The sequence below is a fragment of the Nocardiopsis sp. CNS-639 genome (genome assembly GCF_000381685.1).
GTDB lineage: Bacteria > Actinomycetota > Actinomycetes > Streptosporangiales > Streptosporangiaceae > Nocardiopsis > Nocardiopsis dassonvillei.
In genome coordinates this window covers 85484-98289 of record NZ_KB906862.1, presented here as the reverse complement: position 1 = coordinate 98289, position 12806 = coordinate 85484, and the positions used below count along the sequence as shown (strand labels likewise).

General features: G+C 73.1%; 13 protein-coding genes. 6 read left to right on the top strand and 7 right to left on the bottom strand.

Annotated features, from left to right (window positions below; translation table 11 throughout):
- Positions 1-94: 94 nt before the first annotated feature.
- The 3 genes from G011_RS0115505 to G011_RS32115 all read right to left on the bottom strand — a co-directional run bounded on the left by G011_RS0115505 (position 95) and on the right by G011_RS32115 (position 3172).
- Positions 95-724 carry a YigZ family protein gene (locus G011_RS0115505; RefSeq protein WP_019609274.1) on the bottom strand — a complete coding sequence of 210 codons (630 nt, stop codon included), beginning with the start codon at positions 722-724 and terminating at the stop codon, positions 95-97.
- Positions 725-1218: 494 nt separating this feature from the next.
- A complete protein-coding gene (locus G011_RS0115500) occupies positions 1219-2343 on the bottom strand; it encodes a nucleotidyl transferase AbiEii/AbiGii toxin family protein (RefSeq protein WP_155979785.1) in 1125 nt (374 codons plus the stop codon).
- A complete protein-coding gene (locus G011_RS32115; RefSeq protein WP_019609272.1) occupies positions 2336-3172 on the bottom strand; it encodes a type IV toxin-antitoxin system AbiEi family antitoxin domain-containing protein in 837 nt (278 codons plus the stop codon). Before G011_RS32115 ends, G011_RS0115500 begins: the two co-directional genes overlap by 8 nt.
- Positions 3173-3673: 501 nt before the next feature.
- On the opposite strand from G011_RS32115, the gene G011_RS0115490 reads away from it, so the two are divergent.
- From G011_RS0115490 to G011_RS0115470, 5 genes are all read left to right on the top strand, one after another.
- Positions 3674-4777, top strand: a complete 1104-nt coding sequence (locus tag G011_RS0115490) for a hypothetical protein (RefSeq protein ID WP_019609271.1) — start codon at positions 3674-3676, stop codon at positions 4775-4777.
- Positions 4758-6251, top strand: a complete 1494-nt coding sequence (locus G011_RS0115485) for a glycosyltransferase family 4 protein (protein WP_019609270.1) — start codon at positions 4758-4760, stop codon at positions 6249-6251. Before G011_RS0115490 ends, G011_RS0115485 begins: the two co-directional genes overlap by 20 nt.
- A 231-nt stretch (positions 6252-6482) precedes the next feature.
- Entirely contained in the window at positions 6483-7181 is a 699-nt protein-coding gene (locus tag G011_RS0115480) for a metalloregulator ArsR/SmtB family transcription factor (protein WP_019609269.1), read from the top strand.
- Positions 7182-7201: 20 nt separating this feature from the next.
- The gene (locus G011_RS0115475; protein WP_019609268.1) at positions 7202-7696 is read left to right on the top strand and encodes a DUF3291 domain-containing protein; all 495 of its coding nucleotides are present in this window, start codon (positions 7202-7204) and stop codon (positions 7694-7696) included.
- Positions 7697-7759: 63 nt separating this feature from the next.
- On the top strand, positions 7760-8377 hold the full coding sequence (locus G011_RS0115470; RefSeq protein ID WP_019609267.1) for a superoxide dismutase family protein: 618 nt from the start codon (positions 7760-7762) through the stop codon (positions 8375-8377).
- A 43-nt stretch (positions 8378-8420) separates the two neighbouring features.
- Here G011_RS0115470 and G011_RS0115465 read toward each other — a convergent pair whose 3' ends face one another.
- Both G011_RS0115465 and G011_RS0115460 read right to left on the bottom strand, forming a co-directional pair.
- Positions 8421-9131 (bottom strand): membrane protein insertase YidC, encoded by a 711-nt coding sequence (locus G011_RS0115465; RefSeq protein ID WP_019609266.1) that lies wholly within the window; start codon positions 9129-9131, stop codon positions 8421-8423.
- Positions 9132-9260: 129 nt separating this feature from the next.
- The gene (locus tag G011_RS0115460) at positions 9261-9551 is read right to left on the bottom strand and encodes a DUF6412 domain-containing protein (protein ID WP_013156479.1); all 291 of its coding nucleotides are present in this window, start codon (positions 9549-9551) and stop codon (positions 9261-9263) included.
- A gap of 235 nt (positions 9552-9786) precedes the next feature.
- Between G011_RS0115460 and G011_RS0115455 the strand changes: the two genes are divergently transcribed.
- Positions 9787-10104 carry a hypothetical protein gene (locus G011_RS0115455; RefSeq protein WP_013156478.1) on the top strand — a complete coding sequence of 106 codons (318 nt, stop codon included), beginning with the start codon at positions 9787-9789 and terminating at the stop codon, positions 10102-10104.
- Between the two features lie 16 nt (positions 10105-10120).
- Here G011_RS0115455 and G011_RS0115450 read toward each other — a convergent pair whose 3' ends face one another.
- On the bottom strand, positions 10121-11083 hold the full coding sequence (locus G011_RS0115450; RefSeq protein WP_019609265.1) for a sugar kinase: 963 nt from the start codon (positions 11081-11083) through the stop codon (positions 10121-10123).
- Entirely contained in the window at positions 11080-12678 is a 1599-nt protein-coding gene (locus G011_RS0115445; protein WP_019609264.1) for an amidohydrolase family protein, read from the bottom strand. The genes G011_RS0115450 and G011_RS0115445 overlap by 4 nt, the downstream gene beginning before the upstream one ends.
- Positions 12679-12806 lie beyond the last annotated feature (128 nt).

Below are 12806 nucleotides of genomic sequence, written 5' to 3'. Positions count from 1 at the left end.
ACGAACGATGACGTTTACGGCAAATCCTAAGCCGCGCCGCGGCGGGCGGACACAGGGAGAGCGAGTCGTTACAGCCATGGGACGTGGCGCGGGCTCAGGGCTCCACCTCCACGACCGTGGTCCCCCGCACCTCGAACTCCGCCTTCCCCCCGGTCAGTTCGGCCAGGCGGACCCCGAACCCGGGCAGGTCGGCCTCGGGCAGCGCCACCTCGATCCGGACCCTGTCGGCGTAGGCGACGTCGCGCACGGTCAGGGAGGAGTCGCGCAGGTCGCTCTCCAGACGCCCGCCGAGCACGTAGTCGGCGAACACGTCCACGACGAGGAGTTCGCGGCGCTCCAGGACCCCGAGCGCGTCCACGGCGGCGGACACCGCGTTGCCGTAGGCGCGGATCAGCCCTCCCGCACCGAGCTTGACCCCGCCGAAGTAGCGGGTGACCACGGCGACGGTGTCGGTGATCTCCCGGCGCCGCAGCACCTCCAGCATGGGCAGCCCCGCGGTCCCGGAGGGCTCGCCGTCGTCGCTGGAGCGCTGGACCCCGCCCTGGTCGCCGAGCACGTAGGCGGTGCAGTTGTGGTTGGCGCCCCAGTGCTCCTTGCGGCGCTCGGCGATGAAGGCGCGAGCGGCGTCCTCGGTGTCCACCCTGGCCAGAGCGCAGACGAAGCGGGACCTGCGGATCTCCAGCTCGTGCTCGCCGTCTCGTCTGATCGTTCGCGTGCCGCCCACCCGGATCAGGAATCCGCCGGTCGGGGGGACATCCGGCGGTGGGACGTCAGACCTTCGTCGATGCCGGGCCCGGCCCCGAAACGTCCTGCCCCGCCGTACCGCCCGCACCGGATTCCGCGAACTGCGGCGGCGGTTGCTTTTTCTTTTTCCATTTATCCGCCCACCCCCACCCGAATACGAACACAGGAGCAGAAACAATCATCCGGGTCGACGAGGGTCTCTTCAATGGAAAGCACCGCCAGCATGGAAACCAGTGTATACGACCTTGTCCGGCTCCCCTGGTGCTTCCCACCTGCCCGGGGCTCGCCAACGGGTCACGACAGGAGTGGCATCCGCCATTTCCCCCGAGAACGTCCCCGCCCCCGTGCGGGGGCATGTGCGCGGAACCGCCGCCCCACTCGCGCGGCGGCCCCTCCCCGGTGCCGGGCGCCGGGAACACGTTCCCGGCCTCCCCCGGCTTCCCGGCCCCCGCGAGGACGTCCCCGGGGGCGGGATCAGGCCCCTCGCCCCCTGCCCTGGCCCCGCCGGGGATCATGGGGACCACGGGCGCCGAGCCCACGGTCGTGCCCCGGACCACGCGCGGCACCGCCGCCCCGACCGCGAACCCCGCGAAGGTCGGGAACGGCACCACGCGGGTTGTCCAGAGCACTCACACCGGCCACGTTCCGGCGCGCCTCCCCCTCCCGCGCCTCCTGGTCCGAACGCGGCACCCACTCCTTGCGCTGCGGGTTCCAGTCCGCCTGCGGCGGCTCCGGCCCCAACAACGGGTCGAGGAACCGCTGCGCGGCCGGCACGGCCGACTCCAACGTCTTGTGGGAAAGTCCCGGAGTCGCCGCGGCGTAGGACGCGTAGCCCTCGTGCCAGTTCGGGTTGGGCAGTGCGAAGCGGTCCGAGGGCATCCTCAGCCGACCGTACTCGGCATTCTGGTAGGCGACCTCCTTCTGGAGGATGGCGTGCATTTCCGGGCCGTCCAGGTGCAACCGTTCGGACAGGAAGAGAGTGTCGACCATGTCCTGGACCCGGAACGGCGGCGCGCCGTTCCAGGACATCATGTGCATGCCGGTGATCTTGTGCAACAGCACGTCGTGCGGCTCCAGCATGCGCAGGGAGGGGTTCTCCCGGGAGTCGCCCGAGGGGTGGATGTGCTCGGGGAAGGGAACGTCCTTGAGCGGCTTCCACCGCGGACGGCTGTCCGGGAGGACCGCGTCGGTCTGCACCTCCATGAGCACCTTGTCACCGAGGTAGGCGGTGTGCAGCATCCGCGCCGCCCTGCCGGTGCCCATGATGCTGTTGTCGATCTGTCCGGGCACGAAGCTGAGGTGGTCGCCGTAGTCCTGCTCCAGGGCCCGGCTGTAGCGCTCCGCCATCACCTGGGCGGGCACCTCCTCGGTGGCGGACAGGTCCACATCCCCGGTCGAACGTGCGTCGGGCCAGTGCGCGAGCTGGATCTGCCCGCCTTTGACCGTCCACGCGTCCGGCTGGGCGTCGAAGAGCCGGACCATGACCCGTTGCAGGACCCACTGCCGGAGTTCGTCCTGTGGCGAGGTGCCGCGCATGCGGGCGTGCTCACGAACCCGATCGTTCAGGTCGCGCCAGAAGGAGGAAAGAGAGTCAGCCACGGGCGTCACTCCGGGCGGTGATCTCCGCGGCCAACCCGCGGACGAGTGCGGGGTCCTCGGCGAGCACGGCCACTCGGTCGGCGGCCACCTCCCTCAACAACTCCTCGATCTCGCGTACACGGTCGGGGAAGCGCAGCTCCGCCAGGCCGCGCTGGTTGCGGGCGGACAGGCCGGTCAACCGTGTGGTGGCCGCCGCCTCGTTCAGGAGGTGGTCGAGGAAGGCGACCTCGTCAGCCGGGAAGCCGTGCCGCTCCGCCAGGGGGGCGAGGTCGGCGTGCAGGGCCCGGACGTCCACCGCGTCCCGCCGCAGGGCGGTGAGCAGCGCGCCGCCGACCTCGTCGTGGGCGGTCCCCCCGCGTACGAGGTCGATGAGGGTGCGGTGCGGGGTGGTAACCGGGACACCCAGCTCCAGCGTGACCTCGTGCGGGGCGAGCGGGGCCGTGCGCAGGATCGTTCCGGACGGCGCCTCTCGCGCCTCCGCCACGGTGAAGACCATTCCCACCTGGGACGGGGCTCCCAGGCGGAGCAGCCGGGCCGCCGCGTGGTGGGAGAGGACGGCGTCCTCGTGCGGCGCCCTGAGGCGCTCCCAGGCGTAGAGCCCCGGAGCGATCGCCAACCAGGCGGCGTAGGGGTGGGCCGCGATCGGGTCGGCCAGGCTGCCCGAGAGCTGGAAGACCGCCGTGTCCAGCTCGAGGAGCAGACCGGCCTCACGGAAGTGGCCGAGGGCCTCGGCCGGAACACCCGCCCGCTCGGCTTGGGCGGCCGTGACGAGTCCCATCTGACGCGACGCGACGGTGGTCAGCTCGTAGAAGGACGATTCCCAATTCATTTCTTCATCATAGGGGGAAGAACGGCGGGAACTACGAGCCCCAAAGAAACATACACGGAGCGCAATGCAAGGATGACACACCGGAACAGAAAGGCGCACAATGGCGCCGGAACCACTCTCGCCAGAGTACCGGCCTTTCTTTCTCCTCGCACGCGGCACCACGCATCCGCATCGGCGGCCGGAGCCGGGCACGGGCTCGCACCCTTCCAGGACCGGAACGGGGACGCGGCGGGGGACCACGCAGTCCCGAAAGGAGAGCGGTGGAGCACGGAAGGAGAGAGCACGAAAGCACTTCAGATGAAGACCTTTCGGCGATCCCTCATGTTTTCCGTGTGATATTTCTGATCTCTTCGGTTTTTTCAGAACCGCCGCGACGCCGTGGGCATCACACGGGATTCGCGGTACGGCTTCGAACACCCGGGCACGGAGGGGACCGGAAACGGGGAACCGCCCCGGGACCACCGCCGGAATCGCGGTGCCGACCGAGAAGGAAAGGCGAGTATGACCATCAAGCCCGACCCAGCCGAGAGCCATCGCAGGCTCTACTCGGCGGCGGCCCGCATGCTGTGGGCCCAGGTCGACCCGGTGTGGCGCGGGGACACGTGGCCGCCGGAGCGTGCCCGTGTCTGGCGCGACCTGGAGGAGTGCCTCACCACGGTCGCGACCGGGTCCGGCCCGCGGAGTGGTCCGGTCGACCCCGCCCACCACCTCCTCTCCCTGCGCACCGGCGAGGGGGGTCCGTTCGCCGTCGGCGACGCGGTCCACGCGTGGGAGGCACGGCTCGACTCCGACCCCGGACCGGACGTCCCCGACGAGGACGGCCCCCTCGTTCGGGCGCTGGTCGTCGACGCGGCCTGGCAGAGCACGGTACTCGACCTGCTAGCCGAGCTCGGCCAACGGTTGGCCCCCGGGCGCCCCGGCCACACCGTGGGGGAGGAGGCCGCTGAGCTGGCCGGAATGGTGCGCGAGACCGCCGAGGCCCTCCGAAGGCCCCTGGTCGCCGGGGTCGCCACGGACACCGTCTCCACGACGTTCCCGGCGTCGACCGGGGCTGGCGCGTCACCCGAACCGCCCACCGAGGTGACCGAGGCGGACCGTACCCGCCTGCGCGAGACGGTCGGGGCCGCCTTGCGGACCGTTCCGAGCCGGGCCGAGGTCGAGCGCGGGGACTTCTCGATCCGGATCGCGGTCTGCGACGCCGCCGCCGACCTCGCCCGGATACACGGGGGCGGGGACGCCCCGGAGTGGCGGGAGTCCCACCCCGGCGTCACACCGGAGCGGCACCTCGTGCACGGGTACCACTGGGGCCCTGGACCAGCTCGGCCGCTGTCCTTCGCCGAGCGCGCGGACGGACTACGCGCCGTTCACACGGGCTACGCCGCCCCGCGCCTCCTCCTGCCGAACGATCCCCCCGCCGAGCTGGTCGGGGCGGACGGCGGACGGGCCGTGCTCTCCGCGGAGACGGCCCTGGTCGCCGCGGACCTCCTGGGGGAACTGGCCGCACGGCTGACCCCGGGGACGCACGTCGGCACGGTGCACTTCACCGCCTATCCGGTCCACCTGTTCCTGAGAGGACGGTTCCAGCGTGCCCTCACAGCAGGTTGACGGTGGGTCCGAGCCGGGCTCCCCCCTGGAGATCCTGGTGGTGTCGGACGTCAGCGGCCGGGCCAGCAACATGGGCGGTATCCCTGTCGCCAGCGGCCAACTCACCGAGAGCCTCGCCTCGCTGCCCGATGTCAACGTCACCCTGCTCACGGTGGGGGACACCGAACCGCACGGCGACGCCCGGCTTCTGACCATCCCCCGCGATCCCGATGTCAGATGGGCGTCGCAGCAACTGGAGGACCTCCCCCTCCGCAACAGACCCGCGGACGTCCCCGGGTTCCCCTCGTCCGAGGAGTGGCGGCCGGACATCGTCATCGGGCACTCGCGCTTCTCCGGTCCGGCCGCACTGGCCTTCCGACAGCACTGGTATCCGCAGGCACAGCTCGGCCACGTCGTCCACATGCCCATCCAGCGCTGTGCCCAGATCCAGGGCCGGTCTCCGGAGGTGCAGGAGATGCTGGTCAGGCTGGAGCGCGAGGTGATGGCCGAGGCCGACCTGGTGATCGGGAACGGCAAGATGCTCACCGGCATCGCCCGGGAGATGGCCGCCTCCAACCCCCGGCAACCGGCCTTCCACGAGATGCTCCCCGGCGCGGAGGTCACCGGACCGGCGGTCACGCCGACTCCGGGGCGTACCTTCAACCTCCTGTTCACCGGCCGGGTCAACGACGACGTCAAGGGTTACGACCACCTGCTGGAGGTGGTCACCGAGTTGCGCGGCCGCGGCGTCGACGTCCGGCTACGGGTACGCGGCGTGCCGGAGGCCTACGTCGAGCAACAGCGGCAGTACGCCGCCGACAGGGTGGGGGCGGCGGGCGTCGTCGACGTGCGCCCCTACACCCCGGACCTCGGTGAACTCTCCGGGGACTACGCCGCCTCGCACCTCGCGGTCATGCCGTCGCTCACCGAGGGGTTCGGTCTGGTCGCCGCCGAGGCCGCGGGCCGCGGCCTCCCTGTCCTGGTCAACCAGGAGAGCGGCGTCGCGGAGTTCTTCGCCGACACCCGTGTGCCCGGAGCGGAGAACGTCGGACGCTCGTTCGTCGTGCCCGACCTCGGGCTCGACCAGCGTCCCGGAGAACGGGTCGCGGCATGGGCCCGGGCGATCGACGGGGTGATCCGGGACTACCCGGCACAGGTGGCCAACGCGGCCCGTATGCGCACCGTGCTGAGGGACTACTCCTGGCGCGACGCCGCGGCCGGTCTGGTCGAGGCCTTTCGGCACGCCTCCGTCGACGCACGGGGGCACACCGTTCAGGGGCCGGGGGGAAGCCTGCTCGATCGGGAGGGACGACGGCTGACGACGCCTCCGGCTCGCGGAGCCGCCCGCGGCATGGGCATCGTGGCCATGGACTTCCCCAAGGGCCGTGGCCTGCCCGGCGCATCCGCCCGGAAGGGGCGGAGCACCGGCGCGGCCACCTCCAGACGCGACGCCCAGGGGATGCCCAGGAAGGACCCGAAGGGGCGGGGCAGGTGAGCCGACCGCCACGACCCGGCCCCTGTGGACGCCGGACTCCGGCAGCGGGGGCGCGATGACAGGCGCCACCGGCGGGCCGCCCTCCAGGACCGGGTAGCGGCGCGGCGCCGCCCTCCCCGCTTCTCCACCGGGGAGGGCCGTGGGCGGCGACGGCCGCTGTCCGCGACGGTGCCCGTCCCGCCGGACCCCGCCGGGGGGAGGGCGGTGCCGGGCCGCGCCGACAATGGGGGCATGGACGACTCCTCGATCGACGCCGCGCAGGCCCTCGCCGACCCCGTGCGCCGCAGGCTGTACGAGTACGTGGCGGCGGTGCACGGAGAGGTCAGCCGCGGCCAGGCCGCGGACGCCCTCGGCATCCAGCGCACCCTGGCCGCGCACCACCTGGACCGGCTGGCCGACGCGGGTCTGCTGGAGGTGGCCCGCCGCAAGGTGAGCGGCCGCGAGGGGCCGGGGTCGGGCCGTCCGGCCAAGCTGTACCGGCGCGCGGACCGGGAGCTGTCGCTGCACCTGCCGCCGAGGGACTACGAGCTGGCCGCGCACGTGCTGGCGGAGGCGGTGGAGCGGCACGGGGCCGAGGAGGCCCTGCACGCCGCCGCCCGCGAGGAGGGCCGCCGCATCGGCGCGGAACACCGGGAGGAGCCCCTGGTGGACCTGCTGCGCGCCCGGGGCTACGAGCCCGAGGAGGGGGCGGCCCGCGCTCCGGGGGACGGCTCCGGGCCGGACCGGGCCCCGGAGGATGACGGCGGCGTGCGGCTGCTCAACTGCCCCTTCCACACCCTGGCGCGCGCCTTCCCCCCGCTCGCCTGCGGACTCAACCTGGAGCTGCTGCGCGGTCTGCTGGAGGGGCGCGGCGAGGACGGCGCGGGGGCCCGGATGGACGCCCGTCCGGGCCGGTGCTGCGTGGTGATTTCCAAAAACAATGAACATTGACATAGAAGACCGGCCGTGGTGTGCTGTGTCCCGTGAACGAGACCTCCCCCTCCGGGTACCACCTGGCCCAGATCAACGTCGGCGTCCTCAAGGCCCCCCTCGACGACCCCTCCATGGCGGGTTTCACCGCCCGCATCGACCCGATCAACGCGCTGGCCGACGGCGCCCCGGGGTTCGTGTGGCGACTGGTGGAGGAGGGCAAGGAGGACGCCACCGGCCTGCGGCCCTTCGGCGGCGCACTCCTGATCAACTACTCCGTCTGGCGGGACGTGGAGTCGCTGTGGAACTTCACCTACCGCAGTGAGCACCTGGAGCTGCTGCGCGGGCGCCGGGAGTGGTTCGAGCACCTGCGGGAGGCGTATCTGGTCCTGTGGTGGATTCCCAGCGGTACGATCCCCACTGTCGAGGAGGCCGGAAGGCGCCTGGACCTGTTGCGCGCCGAAGGCCCCACCCCCGAGGCCTTCACGCTCAGGTCGCCCTTCCCGCCCCCGGCAGATCGCGTTCCGCACGCCTAGTCATCCCTCGGGTACCTTGGGTAGTCTTGCGGGCGTCCGTTGAGAGCAACCGGGAGTTCCGTCATGCGCATCACACCGTTCGCCGTCGGCCTGGCCCTGACCGCGACCCTCGCCGCCGGATGCGCGCAGCCCGATACCGCCGAGGACGGCGGCTCGGCCTCCCAGGAGTCCCCGCAGACCACACCCAGCGCCTCCCCCAGCGTGACCGCGTCGATCTTCCTGCCGCCCGGCCAGGGCGCGGGCGCCATCACCTACGACGAGACCGCCGTGCCCGAGGGAGCCACCTCCGACGTGCAGGTGCGCACCCAGGACGGGCAGACCCACGTGCAGTTCACCGGCACCAGCCTGGAGGGGAGCCGCGACTTCGGCGCCCACGTGCACACCCAGCCCTGCGGCGACGACCCGGCCGACGCGGGCCCCCACTACCAGAACGAGCTCGACCCGGCCGCCACCGAGGACGAGCCCTCCAGCGACCCCGCCTACGCCAACCCCGAGAACGAGGTCTGGCTGGACTTCACCACCGACGACGACGGCAACGCCCGCGCGACCAGCACGGTGGACTGGGAGTTCCGCGAGGGCGAGGCCCGGTCGCTGGTGCTGCACGAGCACCACACCCACACCGGCGAGGGCGAGGCGGGCACCGCGGGCGACCGCCTGGCCTGCGTCAGCGTGGACTTCTGACGGTCCTGCGGTCCCCGGTCCGGTCCGGGGACCGCGCCACGGCTCAGTCCGGGATGACCCGGCGCAGCAGGAGCCGCTCCCCCAGCGCCCACGCGCTGGAGGTCAGCAGGTACAGCCCCGCGGCCAGCGGCACGAACGCGGCGACCGCCACGGTCGTGAACTGCATGTAGGTCAGGAGGCCGGGGAGCTGGGGCTGGCCCGGGTTGGCCTCGGCGCCCGCCCGCATCGCGGGCAGCATGAGGTAGCGGCGGTTGGCCCAGGCCACGAGGGCGATCAGGGCCAGGAGCGCGGCGAACACGGCCGCCCCGCCCGCCCCGCCCGTCAGGGTCGCGCCCAGTTCGACGCCGCCGAACGTGTGCGCGAGCATCTCCTCCTCACCGCTCCCCGCGCCGATGAACACGCCGTAGAGGGCGATCATGACGGGGATCTGGGCGAGGGAGGGCAGGCAGCCCGCCAGCGGGGAGGTGCCCGCCTCGGCGTAGACCCGGCGCTGTTCGGCGACGAGCCGTTCGGGGTTCCCGCGGTGCCGGGCGGTGATCTCCGCCAGCTGCGGGGCCAGGCGCGCGCGGGCCTTCTCGGCGCGGACCTGTACCACCCCGAGGGGGACGAGCAGGAGGCGCACGGCCACGGTCAGGGCGACGACGGCCAGCCCGGCGGCCAGGCTTCCGGTGAGGGGGGTGAGCAGTGAGGTGAGGGCGGACAGGACGGTAGAGAGCAGGGTCATGGCGGCCGCGATCGGCCCGAGGCTGTACAAGGCGGGAAGGCCCTTCGTCCGGTGGGAGGGGAACAGACGTCGGGCCGCTCGTGACCGCGCCCGCACGGGGCGGAGCGCACATCCGGGGCGCGGCGCGTGCGCGCACGCGCGAGCATGTCGGAGAAGGGGTCAGCGAGCGGCCGGAAGGGCCGCGCCGGGGGCTCTGGGACGGGGCCGTCCCGCCGCGTCGGGGTCACACAGGGTGAGTACGGGCAGGCGCGCGGACCTGCGGCGCATCGCGCGCACCGCGCCCGCGGCGGCGTCGCGCGCCGGGCAGGCCCAGGTGCCGCGCAGGACGTACCAGGCGACGGCCGCGCCGACGGCGGCGACCAGCAGCGCCAGGGAGCCGGGGACCGGCAGGAGTTCGGCGGGGACCACGCCCAGCATCAGGAACTCGAAGAACGCGAGAAGGAGGCTCACGGCGCCCTCACCTCCCCGTTCCGGTCGAACCGCATTCTATGCGCGGCGGCGGCGCCCCCACAACGCCCGGCCGCGCCCGCGGCGTGCGGCAGCGGCGGCCGACGGGCGCAGAAATCCGCCGACACTCCGCCGGGGCTCCTCTCGGTTCTCGTGAAGCTGTAGCTAAATGACACAGAGTAACCAACTCCGTGCTCGCCGGGCGCCCCGTGCGGGCCGGCAGAGAAGGAGAGTTACCGTGCCGATCCGCCCTGCGAACCTCGCCACCATGTCCGCCACCATCGCCGGAGCGATCGCCGGGCTGTCGAGCAGACAGGACCAGGCTCCCCCGGTCCGGGTCACCTTCGAGTCCGGCTACCAGCAGACCGTGGAGAACGGGGGCTGCCGCACCCTCAAGACGGGGCAGGGGGGCGTCACCGGGATCTCCACGGAGAGCAGGGTCAAGTTCGCGCTCTTCGCGGGCACGAGCTGCCAGGGCAGTCGCGCGCTGGCCTCCGGGCACGGATCGGTGAGCTTCGGCGACCCGGTCCTGGCGGGCGCCATCGTCATCGGCTGAGGGCCGGGGCGGGCGCTCAGGCCCCCGCGGAGCCGCGGATCCGGGCGACGTCCGCGGGCAGGGCCTCCAGGACGTCCCCGGGAGAGCGCAGCACCGCGCCCGCCACCGCGTGGCCCAGGCTCAGCCGCTGTTCCACGGACAACCCGTCCAGCAGGCCGGACAGGAAACCGGCGGCGAACGCGTCGCCCGCGCCCACCGCCTCGACCACGTCCACCGGCGGGGACGGCACGAACACCGCCCCCTCGGAGTCGAAGCAGGTCGCGCCGTGCTCGGCGTCCTTGACCACCAGGACCGGCACCTCGGGCAGCACCGCCCGCACGTCCTCGGCCGCCGGGGTGCCCCACAGCCGCTCGGCCTCGTCCCGGCCCACGAAGACCACGTCGGCGCGGCGGGCCAGGTCGAGCAGCACCGGCGCGGCGGTCCTGGCCCCCCACAGCGCGGGCCGGTGGTTGACGTCGAAGGAGCGCAGCGCGCCGTTCCCGGTCCGCCGGTCCAGCAGGTGCTCCACGAGCGCCGCGGCGCGCGCGGACAGGGCCGGGGTGATGCCGGACAGGTGGACCACCCGGGGGTCGCGCGCCCACACCCGCTCGGCGTCGGCGGCCGACAGCGCGGAGGCGGCCGAACCGGCGCGGTAGTACAGCACGCCCGCGCCGCCGGGGCCGGTGTCCTTGACGTACAGGCCGGTGGGGCGCTCGGGGTCCACCTCCACGCCGGTCACGTCCGCGCCGCACCCGGCGACGGCACCGGTGACGATGCGGCCGAAGGGGTCGTCGCCGACGCGGCTGACCCAGGCGGCGGTGTGCCCCAGGGCCGTCAGGGCGACCGCCACGTTGGACTCCGCGCCGCCGGTGCCCACGACCAGCTTCGTTCCGGCCGCGAGCGCCTCGGCCGAGGCGAGCACCGCCATGGTCTCGCCGACGCAGACGGCGTCGGCGCTGTTGGTCGGCTCGCTCCCCGCGGGGGTCGGGTGCTCGCTCATCGGCGGTTCCTCCGGACGGATCGGCCGGGCAGGCGGTCGGTGCGGCGGCCGTCCCGGACGGTGAAGTCACCCGACACGAGGACGTGGTGGATGCCCCGGGGGGCCAGGCGCGGTTCCTCGTAGGTGGCGAGGGCGTCCACGGTGGCGGGGTCCAGGACCACCAGGTCGGCGACGGCGCCGGCCTGGATGATGCCGCGGTCGGTGAGGCCGAGTCTACGCGCGGGCCGTGAGGTGAGGTGGCGGACGCACTCCTCCAGCGTGAGCACGCCGAGTTCGCGCACGTAGTGGCCCAGGTAGCGGGGGAAGGTGCCCCAGCCGCGCGGGTGCGGCTTGGCGCCGACGAGGATGCCGTCGCTCCCGGCCGTGTGGGAGCTGTGTCGCATGATGGTGCGGATGTTCTCCTCGTTGCCCACCTGGAGCAGGCAGCCGCTGCGCAGCTCGTCGGCCACGAGCAGCTCCATGTAGAGGTCGCCGGGGAGGCGGCCGCGCGTGCGCGCGAGGTCGGCGACGGAGGACCCGACGGCCCAGGACAGCCCGGGGTCGGCGATGCCGGTGACGACGATGGCGGACCAGTCCATGGGGACGCCGTGGTTGCCGTCGGTGCCCTCCTCCTCGATCTCGCGCAGGACGCGCGCACGGGTGGGGGCGTCGCGCAGGCGCTCCAGGGTGGCGGCGGTTCCGCCGACCTGCACCCAGCTGGGCAGCGGGGCGCCCAGGTGGGTGGCGCTGGCCCGGTAGGGGTAGCTGTCGAGGGTGACGTCGAGGCCGTAGTGGACGGTGGCCTCGTCGATGGCGTCCAGGACCTCGGGGGCGCGGCCCCGGTTCTGCGGGAAGTTGACGTGGCAGTGCGCCAGGTGCAGGGCGACCTGGGCGCGACGCGCGATCTCCAGGCACTCGCGGTAGGACTCCACGACCCGGGAGCCGTAGTTGCGGTGGTGGGGGCAGTAGTAGCCGCCCGCGGCGCGGACGGGTTCGAGGAGGGCGACGATCTCGTCGTCGGTGGCGTACATGCCGGGGGTGTAGGTCAGGCCGGTGGACAGTCCGTGCGCGCCGTCGGCCATGCCCTGGGCGACGATCCGGCGCATGCGGTCGAGCTCGTCGTCGGTGGGCGGACGGTCCTCGCCGCCCAGGACGGCCATGCGCACGTTGCCCTGGGGGACGAGGACGGCGGCGTTGACGGGGGCGCCCGCGTCGATCCGGTCGAGGTACTCGCCGACGGTGCGCCAGGAGTGGTCGAGGTCGGGTCGGCCGTTCCACGCGGCGAGCTGGGCGCGCAGCTCCCCGGCGGTGTCGTCGGTGACGGGGGCGTAGCCGAGCCCGTCCTGGCCCAGGACCTCCAGGGTGACGCCCTGGAGGGTCTTGGCCTCGTGCGCGGGGTCGGCGAGGACGGCCAGGTCCGAGTGGGAGTGCATGTCGACGAACCCCGGGGTGACCGCGAGTCCCTCCACGTCCACGACGGTGCCCGTGGTGCGCGCGCCGCCGGGTGGGACGATGTGGGCGATGCGGCCGTCGCGGAGGACGAGGTCGGCGCGGCGGGAGGGACCGCCGGTGCCGTCGACCACCAGTCCGCCGGTGAGTACGGTCTCGGAATGCACTGTTCCTCCGTTCGACGTACCGGTCACCCCGGCGCGGCGCACGGCCGACCGGTGTCCGGTGTGGCCAAGATACGCTGCCCGGAAGAAAATTGGTAACTTTGTTGCCAGTAAAGCGCCCGTGAAACGGC